Genomic DNA, 18,069 nt, shown 5'->3' with positions numbered 1-18,069 from the left:
CGAAATAAATGCCGTGGAGAGTATGCACATGAAATCACCTCGCCTGTCGACCCTTGCTTGTCTTGCTGCGGCGGGAATTGCTGGCGTCTCGATCGGCAATGCCGTCTTCGCACATGGCAATGTTCTCCCGCAGCCCGTCGACACGTCGGCGCTTCCCGATATCGGCGAGGCGTGGCTGACCAAAAACCCGTATCGCGGCAATGCGGTCGCCATCAAGATCGGCGAATCGGCCTATGGCCAGAACTGCGCGCGCTGCCACGGACTGGAGGCGATTTCGGGCGGAATCGCACCCGATTTACGGTATCTCGATGTGGGCGAAGCCGGCGATGAGTGGTTTGCCGATCGTTACCAACACGGCTCCGCGCGCGACGGCAAGGTCTATATGCCGCCGCTGGGCGAAGTGCTCGGACAAAAGGCAGGCTGGGCAATCCGGTCCTGGCTCGACACCAAGCATCAGGATTGAGCGGATGACCGGAGGCCGCTTCACGCGTCGCGCGGTGCTGGCCGGGATCGGTGCGGCGGCGGTGTTGCCGGCGGTTCCGGCACGCGCGCTGTCGCTCGAAAAAATCCACGCCACGGGTATTTTGCGCATCGCGGTCTATCGCGATTTTGAACCCTGGGCCTGGTATGAAGGCACCACACTGCGCGGGATCGACGTCGATCTGGGCGCTGCGATCGCGCAAAAACTTGGCGTGAAAGCGGAGTTCCGGGATTTCCTGGCCGGTGACGATGTCGACGACGATTTGCGCAACATGGTGTGGAAGGGCCCCGCCACCGGCGGCACGCTCTCCGACATCATGATGCACGCGCCGTTCGACCGTGCTTTCGCGCTGCGCAACGACCGGGTGGTGATCGTCGCGCCATATTATCGCGAAGGTTTTGCGCTCGGTTGCAGCCGCGCCACGGTCGATTGCGAAGCCCCGCCCGTACAATTCAAGGGCCACCACATCGCGGTCGAGCTCAACAGCATTCCCGACATCTATATGAGCGGATCGTTTGGCGGTGCGCTGCGCAGCGATGTCGAGCATGTGACGAGCGGCATGGCCGCGCTCGACGCCGTGCGCGCGGGCAAGAGCGAGGTCGCGATGGCGACCCGCGCGCAGGTTGAACATGCCCTCGCCAAGGGTGGCGAAACATTGATCGCCCGCAAGGGGCCGATCCCGGCGCTGACCAGCCCGGGCTGGGATATCGGTCTTGCCGTAAAGGATGACAGCCGCGACCTTGGCGACCGACTCGACACGCTCATTCCCGAAATGGTCGCCGACAAAACGATCCCGGCGATCTTTGAGCGGTACGGCGTGACGCTGCGCGCGCCGCTCGCTTCCTGAACGGGGCCTCCAGCTAGGTCGAAGGTCCAATTGGCGCGACCGATGGTGCTGCTACCTTGGCGCAACCGCACGGCTTCTGTGACGGTCATCGATCACAGCGCGTGCTCGTAAAGAATAATCAGGGGAGAAGATGATGAAGCGCTTTCTGCGACACACGTCAATTTTCGCAATGGGGAGCGCGCTTATCGCGACTCCGCTCGTCGCGGCGCCCGATGGTGGGCAAGCTGCGCCCGCCGCGCCTGCGGCAGCCGGTCCTACCGACGCCGATTTGATGAACGACGCCGACACCCCGGGCGACGTGCTTACCTATGGCATGGGCCCGCGCGCGCAGCGCTTCAGCTCGATCACGCAGATCAACGCCGACAATGTGTCGAAGCTCGTCCCCGCATTTTCCTCCTCGCTCGGCGGAGAAAAGCAGCGCGGCCAGGAAGCGCAACCGCTCGTGTATGACGGCACGATCTACGTGACCGGCTCTTATTCGCGCCTGTTCGCGTTCGACGCCCGGACCGGTGAAGAAAAGTGGCAATATGATGCCCGCCTGCCCGACGCGATCGTGCCGTGCTGCGACGTCGTCAATCGCGGTGCCGCGATTTATGGCGACAAGATCATCTTCGGTACGCTCGACGCGCGGCTCGTTGCGCTCAACCGCAAGACCGGCAAGGTCATCTGGAACAAGATGATCGCCGACTACAAATCGGGCTACAGCTTCACCGCCGCCCCCATGATCGTCCACGGCAAGATCATCGTCGGCAACTCCGGCGGCGAGTTCGGCGTGATCGGCGAGATTCAGGCGCGCGACGTCAACACCGGCGAACTGATCTGGACGCGCCCGACGATCGAAGGGAACATGGGCACCCTCAACGGCAAGGACAACGGCATTACCGGCAAGCTGAACGCCACCTGGCAGGGCGATCAGTATAAGCAGGGTGGCGGCGCGACCTGGCTGGGCGGCACGTATGACCCCGATACCAACCTGATCTATATGGGCACCGGCAACCCGGCCCCGTGGAACAGCCATCTGCGCCCCGGTGACAATCTCTACACCGCCTCGACGCTGGGTATCGACCCCGACACCGGCCAGATCAAATGGCATTATCAGACCACGCCGCATGACGGCTGGGACTTTGACGGCGTCAACGAACTGATCCCGTTCGATGCGATGCGTGGCGGCAAGATGATGAAGCTCGGCGCCAAGGCCGATCGCAATGGCTATTTCTTCATCCTCGACCGCACCAATGGCAAGATGCTGCAAGCGACCCCGTTCGTGTCGAAGACGACCTGGACGACCGGTTTCAACCTGAAGACGGGTCGACCCAATTATGTCGACGCCAACCGCCCCGGCCCGCCCACTGCGGAAAAGGGCAGCACGGTGTTCGCGGCTCCTGCCTTCCTCGGCGCCAAAAACTGGATGCCGATGTCGTACAGCCAGCAGACCGGCCTGTTCTACGTGCCCAGCAACGAATGGGGCATGGACATCTGGAACGAACCGATCGCCTATAAGAAGGGTGCCGCCTATCTCGGTGCCGGCTTCACGATCAAGCCGCTCTATGAAGATCATATCGGCGTGCTCCGCGCGATCGATCCGGCGACCGGCAAGATCATGTGGGAATATAACAACAAGGCACCGCTGTGGGGCGGCGTGTTGAGCACCGCCGGTAACCTGGTCTTCACCGGCACGCCTGAGGGGTATCTGAAAGCGTTCGACGCGAAAACCGGCAAGGAACTGTGGAAGTTCAATACCGGGTCGGGCGTGGTGGGCACGCCGATCACCTGGGAGCAGGATGGCGAACAATATGTTGCCGTCATGTCCGGCTGGGGCGGCGCGGTGCCGCTTTGGGGTGGCGAAGTCGCAAAGGCGGTGCAGCATATCAACCAGGGCGGAGCGCTCTGGGTGTTCAAGCTTCCCAAATCCTGATGCAACCGGCGCGTCCCGCAATCACGGGCAGCCAGATGGCGGGGGCGGCGGTTGCCGCCCCCGTTTCCGTATCACGCCAATTCGGCGTACGCTTGGGGAGCGGAACCGTCCAACAGGGAGACCGGGACTACGTGGAGCGGGTACTGATTGCCGATGACCATCCAATGGTCCGCGATGGCCTGCGCACCGTCATCGCGGTGGCGTTCGACCAATGCGAATTGTTCGAAGCCTCCTCGCTCGACGAGGTGACCGCCGTGATCGAACGCGAAGGCGATTTCGATCTGGTGCTGCTCGACCTCCATATGCCGGGCGCGGTTGGTTTTTCAGGGCTGATCGAGCTGCGCGAACGTTTTCCGTCCGTGCCGGTGGTGATCGTTTCGGCCGCGCAGGAACGCGGCCTCGCTCGCGCCGCGCTCGCCGCCGGCGCGGCCGGGTTCATCCCCAAATCGCTGCGCCGGAGCGTGATCGTCGATGCGATCAAGACGGTGCTGGCCGGCGATTTCTACGCGCCCGAGATGGATGAGCTTGAAGCGGCGGAAACGATCGAGGATGCCGATATCCAGCGCCGCATCGACAGCCTGACACCGCAACAAAAGGTCGTGTTGCGGCTCGTCATCGCGGGTAAGCTCAACAAGCAGATCGCTTACGAACTCGACGTTTCGATGACGACCGTGAAAGCGCACGTCTCGGCAATTTTGAGCAAGCTGAACGTGTTTAGCCGCACGCAAGCGGTCATTCTGGTTAACAAGGTCAAATTCGGCAGCAAGGACTGAGCGCGCTTACTTTGTCAGCCGCGAGATCAACGCGCGCAATTGCGCGGGCTTGACCGGTTTTTGCAGGATGTGGAACCCGGCCTGCACCAGCCCTTCGCGCAATTCGGGCGTGCGGTCGGCGGTGATGACGATGGCGGGGATCTCGATACCAGCCGCCGCGCGCACCGCGCCGATCGCAGCGACACCGGTTTTTCCGTCATCCAGGTGATAATCGGCGATGATGATATCGGGCGCGTGCTCGCCGCACGGGATGATACCCTGTGCCGCGTCCCGCGCGCACAACACGGTACACCCCCACCCCTCCAGCAGCGCGCGCATACCCTCCAGAATCGACGCCTCATTGTCGATCACCAGCACGATCTGATCGTCCAGCCGCCCGCGCCGCGAGGGTTGCGCGACATAGTCGGTGCGTATCGTCGCCGTGCCCAGCGGCACACACACGCCAAAGCGCGAGCCCTCGCCCAGCGCCGATTGCAGGGTCAAGGCGTGCCCGAGCATACGCCCGGCGCGCTGCACAATCGCAAGGCCCAGCCCCATGCCACGGTCGCGACCATGTTCGCCCACCCGCCGGAACTCTTCGAAAATCTCGAGATGGTGTTCGGGCGCAATGCCGGGGCCGGTATCGATGACTTCGAGGTGCAGCACATCCCCCTCGGTTCGCGTCGAAACCGCGACCGAACCGACCTGGGTATATCGCAGCGCATTCCCGATCAGATTTTGCAAAATGCGCCGCAGCAAGCGCGGGTCGGACCGGACCCATAGCCCGGATTCCTCGATCCGCAGGGTAAGGCCCCGCTCGCGCGCCACCGGTGCGAATTCAGCCTTCATGCTGCGCAACATTTCATCGATCGCGAAGTCGACCGGTTCGACGACGATCGCGCCCGCATCGAGCCGTGAAATCTCGAGCAACGCTTCGAGCAGATCCTCAACCGAATCGAGTGCGGACCCGGCCTGTCGCACCAACGCGCGCGTCGGCAAGGCCAGCCGACGATCCCCAAGCGCCGCGACGAACAGGCGCGCCGCATTGAGCGGCTGCAGCAAATCGTGGCTGGCCGCCGCCAGAAAGCGGGTCTTGGAAATGTTGGCTTGCTCGGCCGCAGTCTTGGCGTCGCGCAGTGCAGCCTCGACCGCGAGACGCTCGGCATTCTCCCGGCTCAATTGACGGTTGACGGCGTTGATCGCGGCGGTGCGTTCCTCAACCCGGCGTTCCAGCGTCTCGTTGGTCTCGCGCAACGCATCCGCGGCGCGCAGGCTCTCGGTGATGTCGCCGAAGCTCATCACCATTCCGCCATCGGGCATACGCGCGCGGTGGACCTCGACGATTTTGCCATTGCGGTGCTGGCGCCGGGATACCGCGTCCCCGACGCCATCGTCGAGCCAGGCAAGCGGTGCGTCGGGCTGCATCGGTCCATTCAGGTGTTCGCACGCCGCGACCAACCCGTCATGCGTCGCGATGCTGGAGAGCCCGTCTCTCGGCAATCCGATGACAGTGAGCAGTGGGCCATTCCACGCCACCAGCCTGCGCTCAGCATCATACACGCACACGCCCTGCGCAATGGTATCGAGTGTCGCCTGCAGGATGGCGCTTTTTTCCGCCATTTCACGCGCACGCAGGCGCGCATCCTCCGCCTTGACCTCGGTAATGTCGGTATAGACGCCAACGATGCCGCCTTCGCTGGTCCGCAATTCGTTGATCTGAATCCAGCGACCGTCCGCCAGGGCATGAACATGCCCTCCACTTGCGACCATCCGCTGAGCCAAGCGTTCGGATACCCAACGGTCCCGCGCGACCATCGCGCCGAGCATCGAGCCATCCTTGCCGATCATGTCGGCAATTTCCGAAAAGGCGATCCCAGGCACGATCCGGTCGGCAATCTTTGGCCACAAACCGAGATAAGTCTGGTTGCACAACACCAGCCGATCATCGGCATCGAAGATCGCAAACCCCTCGTTGATACTCTCGATCGCGTCGCGCAGGCGCCGTTGCGCATCGTCCGCGACTTCCTTCGCCACCGCCAGCGCGGCATTGCTCTGCGCGAGAGCGCCCAGCGCCTGTTCAAGATCGGCGGTCCGTTCGCGAATTTTCCCCTCAAGCGAAATCGCGGTTTCGAACAGGGAAAATGCGTTACCCTGCAAATCCGTCGCGCGCTCGACCCGGTCGATCAACGCCGCATTGATACGTTTGAGTTTGGTGTTCTCTGCTTCAAGCGCGGCGATACGCACGGAATCGTCGTCGAAACGGGGAATGCTGCGCGTGGCCACTACCCCCTCCCCCAACCGATCGCGAGGCCGCTGAACGTCTGGTTTACATGCAAGGCGTGGAACTGCTCACCATAGGTGTTGAAGCCGGTTACCCGATTTTTCACAAAGATTCTGGAGACCTGGCGCGTCAACTGGCGCTGCTCCGCCTCGATCTTGTTGAGCACGCAATCGAAGCCGAGGATGTGGTCGATTCCCCCCACGCTGTGCTCAAGATCGGCGAACAGCGTCCCGAGCCCCTCCAGAATGTTACGCGCCTCTCCCAATGTCAGGACGACGCCCTCATCGATTGCGCAGTAGAAGGTTAGGCTGCCATCGGGGTTGGCCGACTGGATCGATCGGACATAATATTCGCCGCCGGCGCGCACCATCGGCGGGTGCGACGCAAAGACACTGGGGCCGAGTTCGCCGATCGCGGTCCCGGTCAGCCTGGCATATTCCTCGGCCGCCGGTTCAGCATTGATTTCGGAGACGACGCGCCCGACCGGATCGGCGCCCGTAATCACCATCTTGATCTTGCCCGGCGCGTAGTGCTGCGATCGGAATACCTTCATTGGCCGTGACGAGCACAACACTGCCACCACCGCAGCGTCGCGCCGAAACGCGCCACCTTCAAAGATAAACGTCTCTTTGAAATCGAGCCCATCGCCGGACGATCCACCGATCAACGGGATGTCGCCCAGCGCATCCTGTACCGTAACGGTCAACATTTCCTCGCGATGGGACAGGCCATCGACCAGAAAAATGGCGACGCGCGACACGGTTTCGCCCAAACCGCGCGACCCCTCGACCGCATCGGCGACGAGACCCCGGACCACGCTTTGCGCCTGGCTCGCGTCAAACTGGTCGAGATGATCGAAGCGCACGCCGTGCAACGTGAAATCGCTCGCCGGAAAGCCGATTGCGGTGATCGTCCCCTCGGAGCTTCCTTCGGTGCTAATTTCGCCGGATGACGTGCATCCGACGACGCACAGTCCCTCGCTCCGCTGGCGGATTGCCGCCGCGAGCGCGTCAAGATCATAGCAACTCGAACAAAAGATGATGACCCCGGCAAGGGTAAGCGGGTCAAGTTCGCCGAACAGGGCCTGCACCGCAGCATCGGGGTCCGCGATCCGCGTCGTGGCGGTGCGGACGGGCGTGTCGAGGCGGGTGGCCGGGCGTTCGTCGATCATGACTTGCATCATGTCACGCCCTTGCCTTGCCGTCGATCACTCCAAATCACGCAGCCCCCCGTTCGGGCTCTCCCGCGGCTTCCAGGGCATCGACTTCGTCATCGGTGAACACGCGGCTCCGCACGATGAACCGCAACCCCTCGGGCCCTTCCAGCGAAAATCCCGCCCCACGCCCGGGGACGGCATCGATCGTGACTTGCGTATGCCGCCAATAATCGAATTGCGCGGCACCGATCCACACCGGCACATCGTCGCCAATCCGGCCGAGCAAAATGTCCTGCGTGCCGACAAGAAATTCCCCGGCGGGGTAACACATCGGGGCGGACCCATCGCAACAACCGCCCGATTGATGAAACATCACCGGACCATGTTGATGCTGCAACCGCTCGACCAGCGAAACGGCGGCCTCGGTTGCAAGAATACGCGCTGGCACTTCCATCATGATTTTCCTGAAGCAGAAATTGCAGCAGCCATTGTAATCCGCTGCCCGCTCGACGGCGCGCGTTGGGCCGCGCGCCGCCGGATCCGGCCTCGGATCAGAAGAAGCCCATCGGCTTCGGGCTGTAGCTGACCAGCAGGTTCTTGGTCTGCTGATAGTGATCGAGCATCATGCGGTGGTTTTCACGACCGATGCCCGACTGCTTATAGCCACCGAACGCCGCATGGGCGGGATACAGATGGTAGCAATTGGTCCACACGCGCCCGGCCTGAATGCCGCGACCCATGCGATAGGCACGCGTGCCGTCGCGCGTCCATACGCCCGCGCCAAGGCCGTACAGCGTGTCATTGGCGATCGCGAGCGCGTCGGCATCGTCCTTGAACGGAGTCACCGCAACAACCGGTCCGAAAATCTCTTCCTGGAACACCCGCATCGAGTTGTTGCCCGAAATGATCGTCGGCTCGACATAATAGCCCCCGCCGAGCTCGTCGGGGTGCTGCGCGCGCTTGCCACCGGTCAATATCTTCGCCCCTTCGCCATTCGCGATGTCGAAATAGGACAGGATCTTCTCGAGCTGATCGTTCGATGCCTGCGCGCCGATCATCGTGCTCGGGTCGAGCGGGTTGCCCATCTTGATCTTCTCGACGCGAGCGATCGCCTTTTCCATGAAGCGATCGTAGATGCTTTCATGGACCAAAGCGCGGCTCGGGCACGTGCAGACTTCACCCTGGTTGAGCGCGAACATGGCAAAGCCTTCGAGCGCCTTGTCGAGGAAATCGTCGTCCTGGTCCATCACATCGGCAAAGAAGATGTTGGGCGATTTGCCGCCGAGTTCGAGCGTGACGGGGATCAGGTTCTCGGTCGCATATTGCATAATCAACCGGCCGGTGGTCGTTTCCCCGGTGAACGCGATTTTCGCAATGCGCGGGCTCTGAGCGAGCGGCTTGCCAGCCTCGACGCCGAAGCCGTTGACGATATTCAATACGCCCGGCGGCAACAGATCCCCGATCACGTCCATCAGCACCATGATCGACATCGGCGTCTGCTCAGCCGGCTTCAGCACCACGCAGTTGCCCGCCGCAAGCGCCGGGGCCAGCTTCCACACCGCCATCAGGATCGGGAAATTCCACGGAATGATCTGCCCGACGACACCCAGCGGCTCGTGATAGTGATACGCCACCGTATCATGGTCGATCTCGGAAATGCCGCCTTCCTGCGCGCGGATGCAGCCCGCAAAGTAGCGGAAATGGTCGATGGCGAGCGGAAGGTCCGCCGCTGTCGTCTCGCGGATCGGCTTGCCGTTATCGATCGTCTCGACCATCGCCAGCAGAGGCAATTTCGCTTCCATCCGGTCCGCGATCTTGTTCAGGATGTTGGCGCGCTCTGCATAAGAGGCGCGGCCCCAGGCATCCTTGGCCTTGTGCGCTGCATCCAGCGCCAGGTCGATGTCTTCCTTGGTTGAGCGCGCAATTTGGCAAACGCTCTGCCCGGTGACCGGCGACACATTGTCGAAATACCGCCCCTGCACCGGCGCGACCCACTGCCCACCAATGAAGTTATCATATTTCGGACGAATGGCGATGTTACCCGCCAACCCTTCTAGCGCCTGATGAAGCATGTCGACATCTCCTGAAATGCTGGGGCCCATCACCGGTTGTGGCGTGGACCTTCAGCGTGCATTCTGCCGATTGCTGGCGGTTACGCCATTGCACCAAAGGGTAATTGGCTGGGATGGCGTCGAACGGCATGATCGGCAGACGCGATCATATCGTCGAAGACTCCGGGGTGACGCACCGCTTGGCGTGGCTCCGGCGTCGGGGCGGAAATAACAGATAAAATCAGGAGAGAGCCATGTCCCGAAAAATCGCAATCTGCCTGTTCGCGGCGATGGTCGGCGCCACCGCCCTGGCCACGACGCTACCGTTGACCGCGTCGGTCGCAGCCAAGGCCGCCCCGGCCAAGACGATCGTTGTCGAAATGAAGGACAGCGGTCCAGAAGGCGCGATGGTGTTCGTCCCTTCCTTCATCAAGGCGATGCCGGGGGACACCATTCGCTTCGTGCCCACCAACCCGGTCCACAATGCCGAATTGATTCCGACGATGGTCCCAGTCGGCGTGGGGCCCGCCAAAGGGGCGATCGGCAAGCAGTTCGATCTCGTCGTCACGGCGCCTGGCGTTTACGGGATCAAATGCGCGCCTCATTATTCTTTGGGAATGGTTGCGCTGGTCCAGGTGGGTAACGGCCCGTCCGCGAACCTGGCTGCGGCACGCACGGTCAAGCTCGCGCCATTCGCTATGAAGCGTATGACCTCCTATCTTGCCAAGGCGAAATGATATGACCACCCTGCTCGTCACTTATCCCTCGCGCGACAATGCAACGTTTGATGTCGCCTATTACCTTGCCGAGCACATGCCGCTCGTGCGGGCGCAATGGACGCAATATGGCCTGACCAGCGCCAAGGCCCTGATCCCGCAGGAACCGACCCCAGCCTATGCGGCGGTGGCGGTGCTCGAATTCACCGATGACGCAGCGCTCGACACCGCGCTCGGTTCGCCCGAGGCAAAGCTGGTGTTCGACGATGTCGCCAGGTTCACCGACATCGCCTCCGTCGCGCTGCGGTGCGAGGCACGCTAATCAGCCAACAGCACCGTTATTGTTCCCGCATCGGCTTGATGGCGGTGCGGTTGGAAACGTGTGTGGCCGCTAACCGAGAACGATAGGGCACATCGATATGACACTCGATATAACGGGCGCGCGTTGGCTGGCGGGGGTCGCGCTTGCGGCTGTGGTGTTACCGAACGCCGCACAAGGACAGGCACTGCAAGCCGAGCAAACCGGGCCTGATATCGTCGTAACCGCCGCCACGCCGCTGCTCGACATCGGCGAAGGATCACTGCGCGCGCCTGCTCAATCGGTGAGCGACGAGGATCTTCAGCGCATCCATGCGACCGACCTGACCGACTATCTCAAGCGAATCGCCGGGGGTGTCTTCGTCAACGATACGCAGAACAATCCGCTGCAACCCGACATCAACTATCGCGGTTTCACCGCGTCGCCGCTGCTGGGCACGCCGCAGGGCCTGTCGGTGTATATGGACGGCGTCCGGCTCAACCAGCCGTTCGGCGATGTCGTCAGTTGGGATCTCATCCCGAAATCGGCGATTCGCTCGATCAGCCTGGTTCCTGCGTCCAACCCCTTGTTCGGGCGCAACTCCCTGGGTGGCGCATTGTCAATCCGGACCAAGGACGGGTTATCCGATCCTGGCTATCAGTTGGCGGCAAGCGTCGGCTCTTTCCGCCGCCATACCGTTGAAGCGCAGGCGGGTGGTGCAATTGGGCACGGCTTCCACTGGTTTGCGAGCGGCAATTATTTCAACGAACGCGGCTGGCGCGCGTTTTCGCCCTCCACCGCCTATCAGGGCTTCGCCAAATTCGGCTGGTCCGATGCGACGACGAGCGTTGCGCTGTCCACCAGCTATGCCGACACCGATTTGAACGGCAACGGGTTGCAGGAACAGCGCTTGCTCGCGGCCGACCGCAGCAGTGTCTATACCCAGCCCGACACCACGCGAAACCGCGCCGGGCTGGTCAATTTGACCGCGCGCTACCACCCCACGAACGACCTGTCCTTTTCCGGCAACGTCTATTGGCGGCGGATCAAGACGCGAACCTATAATGGCGACGTCAATGATGCCGCGCTCGGGGAGAGTTTGTACCAGCCCAATGCCGCCGAGCGTGCCGCACTCACCGCCGCCGGGATCACCGGTTTTCCGCTGAGCGGCGAAACCCAGGCCAACACCCCCTTCCCGCGCTTTCGCTGCATCGCCAACGCCTTGCTGAACAGCGAACCCAATGAGAAGTGTAACGGGCTTATCAATCGCTCCTCGACCGATCAGGACGAATGGGGCGCGACGCTGGAAGGCACGCTGGCATCCGTGGTCGCCGGGGTGCACAATACGCTGACGCTCGGCCTCAGCCTGTCCGACAGCCGTGCCGATTTCCAGCAATCCGCCCAATTCGGGTATCTCACGCCCAATCGCGGGGTGGTTGGCGTAAGCGGCCCCGGTGCCTTCGCCGATGGATCGCAAGATTCGGAAAATGCCTTCGATGCCCGCGTCGACCTTCACGGCCGCACCACGAGCTTCAGCGCTTACGGCACCGATTCGCTTGAGATTAGCCCGACATTACGCGCCGATATCTCCGCAAGATTCGATCATACAACGATCCATAATCGCGACCGGATCAGCCCGGGCGGCGGCACCGGATCGCTTGATGGCGATCACCATTTCAGCGCGTTCAACCCTGCGGTGGCGATTGCGTGGACGCCCTCCAAGGCGCTGGGTTTCGATGCCGCCATCGCGCAAACCAGCCGCGCGCCCTCGGCGATCGAACTCGGCTGCTCCGATCCGGCCAGCCCGTGTCGCCTGCCCAACGCGCTTGCCGGTGATCCGCCGCTCGACCAAGTGCTCGCCACCACCTTCGAAGCCGGGGTGCATGGCGGATCGAGCCAGCATTTCGGCTGGCGCGTCGGCGCCTTCCGCACCGACAGCCGCCACGACATTCTGTTCGTGTCCGACACCGCCTCGGGCTTCGGCTATTTCCGCAACTTCGGTCGCACACGGCGGCAGGGCGTCGAAGTCGATGCCAATGCGACCTTTGGCCGGGTCCACCTGTCCGGCCACTATACCTGGCTCGATGCGACCTATCGCAGCGCCGAGACGGTCGGCGGATCGGGCAATAGCAGCAATGACGGTGTCGCCCCCGGTTTCGACGGTGCGATCGCAATTCGCGCCGGCAACCATATTCCGCTGATCCCGCGCAACATCTTCAAGGCCGCGCTCGACTGGACACCGATCAACCTGCTGGCCTTCAACCTCGACATGATTGCGGTCTCGGGGGCCTATGCGCGCGGCAATGAGAACAATGCGCACCGCCCGGACGGGGTTTATTATCTCGGCGAAGGCAGCACGCGGCCTTATGCGGTCGTCAATTTCGGTATGGAACTTCATCCCGACAAACGCGTGACGGTGGCGCTACAAATTAACAATCTGCTCGACAAACGTTATTCGACCGCCGCGCAATTGGCGGCCACCGCTTTCGATGGCAACGGCAATTACGTCGCGCGCCCCTTTGCGGGACCCATCATCGACGGGGAACGTCCGCTCCTTTCGTCCACCTTCTACGCCCCCGGCGCTCCGCGATCGGTCGAATTCAGCGTGCGGCTGCGACTGTAACGCGGGCCAGGCTCGGTGCGGTTCGACTGCACCGCCCCGGCATTCTCGACGCGAAAGCAGACCCTTGGCGAAATGGGGCCCCGCATAATTCCGTGATCCGAAAAATTGGCGGGTGATTTTTCCCAAGTCTGCCGATGGATTTTCTTTGCACCGCAGCGCGGCATGATCTGCCATTGTCTCCTATCGGGCACGCGACATGTCGCGCCGTGACGTCAAAAAAATATCGAAACGATAAAGGGACCGCACCATGAACACCCCAAGGGTTCTTCTCTCGATTGCCGCCTCTACGCTGGCGCTCGCTTCGGCTTCCGCCGGTTTTGCGCAGGCAGCCCCCGATACCACGGCGGCGGAATCGCAAGCACAACCCACGGATATCGTCGTCACCGGCACACGCACCGCCGGTCGCTCGCGGCTCGACAGTACTTCGCCAATCGACGTGCTGAGCGCGACGACGCTGCAGCGGCAGGGAACGACCGAACTCGCCACCGCGCTTGCCAATGTCGTGCCGTCGATCGATTTTCCGCGCTCATCCGCCGTTGACGGGACCGACTCGGTGCGCCCGGCAACATTACGCGGCCTATCGCCCGATCAGACGCTGGTTCTCATCAACGGCGTGCGTGCGCACACATCGGCTTTGGTCAACACCAACGGCTCGGTCGGACGTGGCTCGGCTTCGGTCGATCTCAACACGATTCCCTCGGTCGCGCTCGACCGGATCGAAGTTCTGCGCGACGGTGCCGCCGCGCAATATGGTTCCGATGCCATCGCAGGCGTCGTCAACCTGCGCCTGCGTGAAGCCCGCAGCGGAGGCGGCGCCACGGTGACGTATGGTGAGTATATTACCGACGTGAATACCGCGCGCGGTTCGCGCAGCGAGCGTGATGGCGAAACGGTGACGGTTGCCGGCTGGCAAGGCCTTGAGCTTGGATCGGACGGGTTTCTCACCGTCTCCGCCGAATATCTCAACCGCAACCCGACCAGTCGCGGGGACTTTGATCCGCGCAAGACGCCGATCCGCGTTCGCTCGCGCTTTGGCGACCCCGATGTCGAACAATATAGCATCTACCTCAACGCCGGTAAGCCACTCGGCGACACCGGTTGGACGCTTTATGGCTTCGGCGGCTACCAGCACCGCGACAGCACGAGTGCGGCCACCCCGCGCATCGCCGGCGGCCTGCCCGGCAGCGTCAATGCCAGCGCCGATGCGCTCGCCGCGTTGTATCCGGATGGTTTTACACCGCTGATCGCGGTCAAATCGGACGATCTCACCGCAACCGGCGGCCTGCGCGGCGAAGTTTCGGGGTGGAAGGTCGATCTAAACCTGTCCTACGGTCGCAACCAGCTCGCTTTCTATACGCGCAGATCGGGCAACGCGACCTATGGCGCAGCCTCGCAGACCAATTTCTACGACGGCAAATTGACCTATGACCAGCTCGTCAGCGGCGTGGACGTGTCGAAGGAACTGCCCATCGGCGGCGGCACGATCAACGTCGCCTGGGGCGGTGAATATCGTCGTGAGGGCTTTCAGATCGCGGCGGGTGAGCTGACCTCCTATAACCGCCTTACCGGTGCCGCTTCGTCGCTCGGCTCGGGCGCGCAGGGGTTTCCGGGCTTTCAGCCCTCGAACGTGGTCGACAAGCATCGCGACAACGTGTCGGGCTATATCGATCTTGAGGCGAAACCGCTCGAGGGCTTGACGCTTGGCGCGGCGGGCCGGGTCGAGCATTATTCGGACTTCGGCACCACCGCGAACGGCAAACTGTCCGCACGGTTCGATTTTGCCCCGTGGATCGCGCTGCGTGGCACGGCGTCCACGGGTTTCCGCGCGCCCTCGCTGCAACAGCAGTATTTCACCTCCACCGCCTCGGTGCTGACCAATGGCGCTATCGTGGAAACCGGCCTGTTCCCCTCGACCAGCCCCGTCGGGATTGCGCTCGGCGGCAAGCCATTGCGAGCGGAAAAGGCAACCAACCTTTCGGCGGGTATCGTGTTGCGCCACGGCGGGTTCGATTTGTCGGTCGATGCCTATAGCATTCGCGTTCGCGATCAGATCGCGCTGTCCGAAAATCTGAGCGGCACCGTGGTCGCCGCCTTGCTCGCCGCCAATCCCACCACCGCGACGGTCACTGCGGGACGGTATTTCCTCAACGGTATTCGCTCGACCACCCGGGGTATCGACGTGGTTGCGCACTATCGCAAAGCGACGCCGAGCCTGGGCACCGTGGACCTGACGGTTGCCGCCAACTTCAACGATATCAAGGTGACCAGGGCCCCCGATCCCGCCACGATTACCGCCGTTGTCAACGGAACCTCGACGAGCGTCACGCTGCCGATCTTCAGCCGTCAGCGCATCATCTCGTTCCAGGAAGGCACCCCGCGTGAGAAGGTGGTCGGCACGATCGACTGGTCGCTGGACAAACTCGGCGTTACCGCTCGTGGCTCTTATTATGGCGACGTTACCCAGCCGAGCGGCAACGGTTTTGCCGCCGACGATATCCACACCGGTCGACGCACCATTTTCGATCTCGAGGCGCGCTACAAGGTTGTCCGCAACATCAATGTTGCGGTCGGCGCGAACAATCTGTTCGATACCTATCCGCGTGCCGTGCCCCTGACTTCGTCACGCGGCACGACGCTCAACGGGACGGGCCTTGTCGCCTTCCCGTATTACTCGCCCTTCGGCTTCAACGGCCGGTATGTTTATGGCCGTATCGGGGTGAGCTGGTAAGGTGTTGCGGCGGGGGGCTGCTCGACAGCTCCCCGCCACCCGGCATCACGCGGTGCCCATCACCTGCGCGGCAAAGCGCTCCATTTCTTCCGCCTGCGGGCTCATTTGCAGCAACAGCAGATCGAGCCCCGCCCCTTCATAATCGGCGATACGTTGCCGGATCTGTTCGGGTGTGCCCACAAGATTGGGGCGCAGCCCCCGGTTGGACACCGAATATTCCTGAATCTTCAGCTCGCGCTCCAACTGCGTTCCCGACAACCACTGGTCGAAATTGTCGTAACCGGCCGGCAAATCCGTCACGGCGGTGATCCGCTCCAGCTCCCGTCGCGCTTCCGCTTCGCTGTCGCGGACGATGGCATAAGCCGCCATTCCGAAGTGCATCGGCGTTCCCCCGGCTGCCGCGCGCCGCGCCTGCATGTCGGCGATCTTGGGCGCGATCGCGGTAACGGGATCGCCGTGCATGACATAGGCATCGCACTGCGCGGCGATCATCGTCTTGGCCTTCTCGCTCTCCCCGCCAGCATAGACGGTCGGCCGCTTGGTTGGCTTGGGCGCGCAAATCGCGTCCTTGGTGCTGTAGAATTGCCCGGTGAAGTTGAACCGTTCCTCGCTCCACAGCCCATCCACGACCTGCAACCATTCCTCGGTGCGCGCATAGCGATCGTCATGCTCGTCAAACTGCAGGCCATATTGTGTCGCCTCGTCCGCCCACCACGACGACACGACGTTGAGCGCCAATCTGCCGCCCGCGATGCGATCGATATTGGCGGCGGCCTTGGCGAACAGTGCCGGATGATGGAAATTCGGGCGCACCGCGACCATCAGCTCGATCGTCTCGGTCACGGCGGCGAGTGCGGCGGCGGTCGACCACGCATCCAGCGCAGGCTGTTCGATGCCCTTGATGTCATTGAGGTTAAGCTCGGCGATCAGGGTCAGGTCATAGCCGAGCCGCTCGGCCCGCTGGGTCAGCCGCTTGGTATAATCCCAGCTCGCCTCCATGCCCTCATCCGGCACGTTGCGGAGCCAGCCGCCAAATACCGGAGTCCAATAGCCATACCGCATCAGCGTGTTTCCTCGAGAATGTGGATCAAATAGTCGACCAGGCGATCGTGCGGATCCCAGCCCAACACATCGAGCGGCTTTGCCACGAAATTGGACAGGGCATTGATGTCGTAAAAGCGCGCAACGCCGTCGCGATCGTCGATCATCACTTCAATCCCCCCGACATCAAGGCCGACCGCACGCGCAATGGCCTCTGCCGCTTCGCGCAACGCCGTATCTGGGGTGCTGGCGACCATTGGAATCGGCGCGCCCGGTATCTGACAGGCATCCGCCGGGCAAAGGTCGAACGCCCCGCCACCGGCAATGTCGAGCGCATAGAGATAGGCCCGGTCGAGCGTTTCGATCCGGGTGATGGTGCCGTTACGCGCCGGCACATAATCCTGCACCAGCAGAACGCCGTCGACGCTGGTGGGCAAGAAGCGATCCGCAATCGCGGCGCGCAATTGCTCCATAGAATCGTAGCGCGCGATCCCCGCGCCCGACCCGCCGATATTTGCCTTTACCACCAGCGGGAAAGCCAGCGTCGCGGCAGCGGCTTCGATATCGGCAATGCGATGCACCACCCGCGTCGCCGGAATCGCGAGACCGAGGCCGGCAATCAGCGACAATTGGCGCGCCTTGGACGAATCGATCGCCAGCACTTCAGGCCCGTTGAGAACGCGCGCACCCGCACGCCGCCAGTGATCGAGCAGCGCAACGCCGTGGAAAATCGGATGCTCATCGCTGCGCAGGAAGCTCGACATCGCAATCCGGTTGAACACCACACGGGCAGGCGGAGTAAAATCTGCCGGATCGAAATGGCCGTCGGGCCTGCGCGCGATGTAATCGACACCGCGGCGCTCAAGCGCTTCGAACAGCGGCTTGAACCACGCGGGATGTTCATAAAGCAAAGCGAGGTCGGTCATGCCATCTCTTTCAAAAAAGGCCGCATTCCGGCACTTTCCCACGCTGGGTAGCGAAGGACCCGGCCCTGTCGCAAGTGCGTGAGAGCCTATGCAACCATCGGGAGCGCCCCTCATCACGCAATCGCGGTCCCTTATCGAACCGATATGACCGCGCGATCAAACGCGGCCTGTTCCAGGATCATGCCACGCTTTGGTACGGACGTCGGCAAACACAGGCTTGCGGCACTCGAAGCATTTCTTTTATTTCATACTCA

General features: G+C 62.5%; 14 protein-coding genes. 8 read left to right on the top strand and 6 right to left on the bottom strand.

The genetic code is table 11. The features are described from left to right. Positions 1 to 28: 28 nt before the first annotated feature. From pedF to WC704_RS02500, 4 genes are all read left to right on the top strand, one after another. Positions 29 to 463, top strand: coding sequence for a cytochrome c-550 PedF (gene pedF, locus WC704_RS02515; protein WP_372888401.1), 435 nt, complete (start codon positions 29 to 31; stop codon positions 461 to 463). A gap of 4 nt (positions 464 to 467) precedes the next feature. Beyond that, the gene (locus tag WC704_RS02510; RefSeq protein WP_372888400.1) at positions 468 to 1,328 is read left to right on the top strand and encodes a substrate-binding periplasmic protein; all 861 of its coding nucleotides are present in this window, start codon (positions 468 to 470) and stop codon (positions 1,326 to 1,328) included. Positions 1,329 to 1,458: 130 nt separating this feature from the next. After that, complete coding sequence (locus WC704_RS02505) at positions 1,459 to 3,243, top strand: methanol/ethanol family PQQ-dependent dehydrogenase (RefSeq protein ID WP_372888399.1); 1,785 nt, start codon at positions 1,459 to 1,461, stop codon at positions 3,241 to 3,243. A gap of 131 nt (positions 3,244 to 3,374) precedes the next feature. Continuing rightward, entirely contained in the window at positions 3,375 to 4,016 is a 642-nt protein-coding gene (locus WC704_RS02500; protein WP_372888398.1) for a response regulator transcription factor, read from the top strand. A 6-nt stretch (positions 4,017 to 4,022) separates the two neighbouring features. Here WC704_RS02500 and WC704_RS02495 read toward each other — a convergent pair whose 3' ends face one another. The 4 genes from WC704_RS02495 to adh all read right to left on the bottom strand — a co-directional run bounded on the left by WC704_RS02495 (position 4,023) and on the right by adh (position 9,504). Next, positions 4,023 to 6,278, bottom strand: a complete 2,256-nt coding sequence (locus WC704_RS02495) for a NahK/ErcS family hybrid sensor histidine kinase/response regulator (protein ID WP_372888397.1) — start codon at positions 6,276 to 6,278, stop codon at positions 4,023 to 4,025. Next, complete coding sequence (locus WC704_RS02490) at positions 6,278 to 7,459, bottom strand: FIST N-terminal domain-containing protein (protein WP_372888396.1); 1,182 nt, start codon at positions 7,457 to 7,459, stop codon at positions 6,278 to 6,280. The genes WC704_RS02495 and WC704_RS02490 overlap by 1 nt, the downstream gene beginning before the upstream one ends. 34 nt (positions 7,460 to 7,493) lie before the next feature. Continuing rightward, entirely contained in the window at positions 7,494 to 7,886 is a 393-nt protein-coding gene (locus tag WC704_RS02485) for a DUF779 domain-containing protein (RefSeq protein WP_372888395.1), read from the bottom strand. A 97-nt stretch (positions 7,887 to 7,983) separates the two neighbouring features. Next, positions 7,984 to 9,504, bottom strand: a complete 1,521-nt coding sequence (gene adh / locus WC704_RS02480) for an aldehyde dehydrogenase (protein WP_372888394.1) — start codon at positions 9,502 to 9,504, stop codon at positions 7,984 to 7,986. 233 nt (positions 9,505 to 9,737) lie between these two features. On the opposite strand from adh, the gene WC704_RS02475 reads away from it, so the two are divergent. From WC704_RS02475 to WC704_RS02460, 4 genes are all read left to right on the top strand, one after another. Beyond that, positions 9,738 to 10,220 carry a pseudoazurin gene (locus tag WC704_RS02475; RefSeq protein ID WP_372888393.1) on the top strand — a complete coding sequence of 161 codons (483 nt, stop codon included), beginning with the start codon at positions 9,738 to 9,740 and terminating at the stop codon, positions 10,218 to 10,220. Between the two features lies 1 nt (position 10,221). Then, positions 10,222 to 10,521 (top strand): EthD family reductase, encoded by a 300-nt coding sequence (locus WC704_RS02470; RefSeq protein ID WP_372888392.1) that lies wholly within the window; start codon positions 10,222 to 10,224, stop codon positions 10,519 to 10,521. 97 nt (positions 10,522 to 10,618) lie between these two features. Continuing rightward, complete coding sequence (locus tag WC704_RS02465; protein ID WP_372888391.1) at positions 10,619 to 13,120, top strand: TonB-dependent receptor; 2,502 nt, start codon at positions 10,619 to 10,621, stop codon at positions 13,118 to 13,120. A gap of 247 nt (positions 13,121 to 13,367) precedes the next feature. After that, on the top strand, positions 13,368 to 15,848 hold the full coding sequence (locus WC704_RS02460; protein WP_372888390.1) for a TonB-dependent receptor plug domain-containing protein: 2,481 nt from the start codon (positions 13,368 to 13,370) through the stop codon (positions 15,846 to 15,848). Between the two features lie 45 nt (positions 15,849 to 15,893). Here the strand turns inward: WC704_RS02460 and WC704_RS02455 are convergent, their stop codons facing one another. Then, positions 15,894 to 16,910 carry an LLM class flavin-dependent oxidoreductase gene (locus tag WC704_RS02455; protein ID WP_372888389.1) on the bottom strand — a complete coding sequence of 339 codons (1,017 nt, stop codon included), beginning with the start codon at positions 16,908 to 16,910 and terminating at the stop codon, positions 15,894 to 15,896. Then, positions 16,910 to 17,815 (bottom strand): RimK family alpha-L-glutamate ligase, encoded by a 906-nt coding sequence (locus tag WC704_RS02450; protein WP_372888388.1) that lies wholly within the window; start codon positions 17,813 to 17,815, stop codon positions 16,910 to 16,912. Before WC704_RS02450 ends, WC704_RS02455 begins: the two co-directional genes overlap by 1 nt. Positions 17,816 to 18,069 lie beyond the last annotated feature (254 nt).

Origin of the sequence: Sphingomonas sp. (assembly GCF_041661885.1) — a bacterium.
GTDB lineage: Bacteria > Pseudomonadota > Alphaproteobacteria > Sphingomonadales > Sphingomonadaceae > Sphingomonas.
The sequence above is the reverse complement of the archived record's forward strand: the minus strand, read 5'-3'. Positions and strand labels throughout refer to the sequence as shown.

Excerpts from the sequence above, each read along its gene's own strand:
- WC704_RS02505 (WP_372888399.1), top strand. The coding sequence starts at position 1,459 with ATGATGAAGCGCTTTCTGCGACACACGTCAATTTTCGCAATGGGGAGC.
- WC704_RS02465 (WP_372888391.1), top strand. The coding sequence starts at position 10,619 with ATGACACTCGATATAACGGGCGCGCGTTGGCTGGCGGGGGTCGCGCTT.
- WC704_RS02470 (WP_372888392.1), top strand. The coding sequence starts at position 10,222 with ATGACCACCCTGCTCGTCACTTATCCCTCGCGCGACAATGCAACGTTT.
- WC704_RS02490 (WP_372888396.1), bottom strand. The coding sequence starts at position 7,459 with ATGATGCAAGTCATGATCGACGAACGCCCGGCCACCCGCCTCGACACG.
- WC704_RS02510 (WP_372888400.1), top strand. The coding sequence starts at position 468 with ATGACCGGAGGCCGCTTCACGCGTCGCGCGGTGCTGGCCGGGATCGGT.
- WC704_RS02485 (WP_372888395.1), bottom strand. The coding sequence starts at position 7,886 with ATGGAAGTGCCAGCGCGTATTCTTGCAACCGAGGCCGCCGTTTCGCTG.
- adh (WP_372888394.1), bottom strand. The coding sequence starts at position 9,504 with ATGCTTCATCAGGCGCTAGAAGGGTTGGCGGGTAACATCGCCATTCGT.
- pedF (WP_372888401.1), top strand. The coding sequence starts at position 29 with ATGAAATCACCTCGCCTGTCGACCCTTGCTTGTCTTGCTGCGGCGGGA.
- WC704_RS02455 (WP_372888389.1), bottom strand. The coding sequence starts at position 16,910 with ATGCGGTATGGCTATTGGACTCCGGTATTTGGCGGCTGGCTCCGCAAC.
- WC704_RS02475 (WP_372888393.1), top strand. The coding sequence starts at position 9,738 with ATGTCCCGAAAAATCGCAATCTGCCTGTTCGCGGCGATGGTCGGCGCC.
- WC704_RS02450 (WP_372888388.1), bottom strand. The coding sequence starts at position 17,815 with ATGACCGACCTCGCTTTGCTTTATGAACATCCCGCGTGGTTCAAGCCG.
- WC704_RS02460 (WP_372888390.1), top strand. The coding sequence starts at position 13,368 with ATGAACACCCCAAGGGTTCTTCTCTCGATTGCCGCCTCTACGCTGGCG.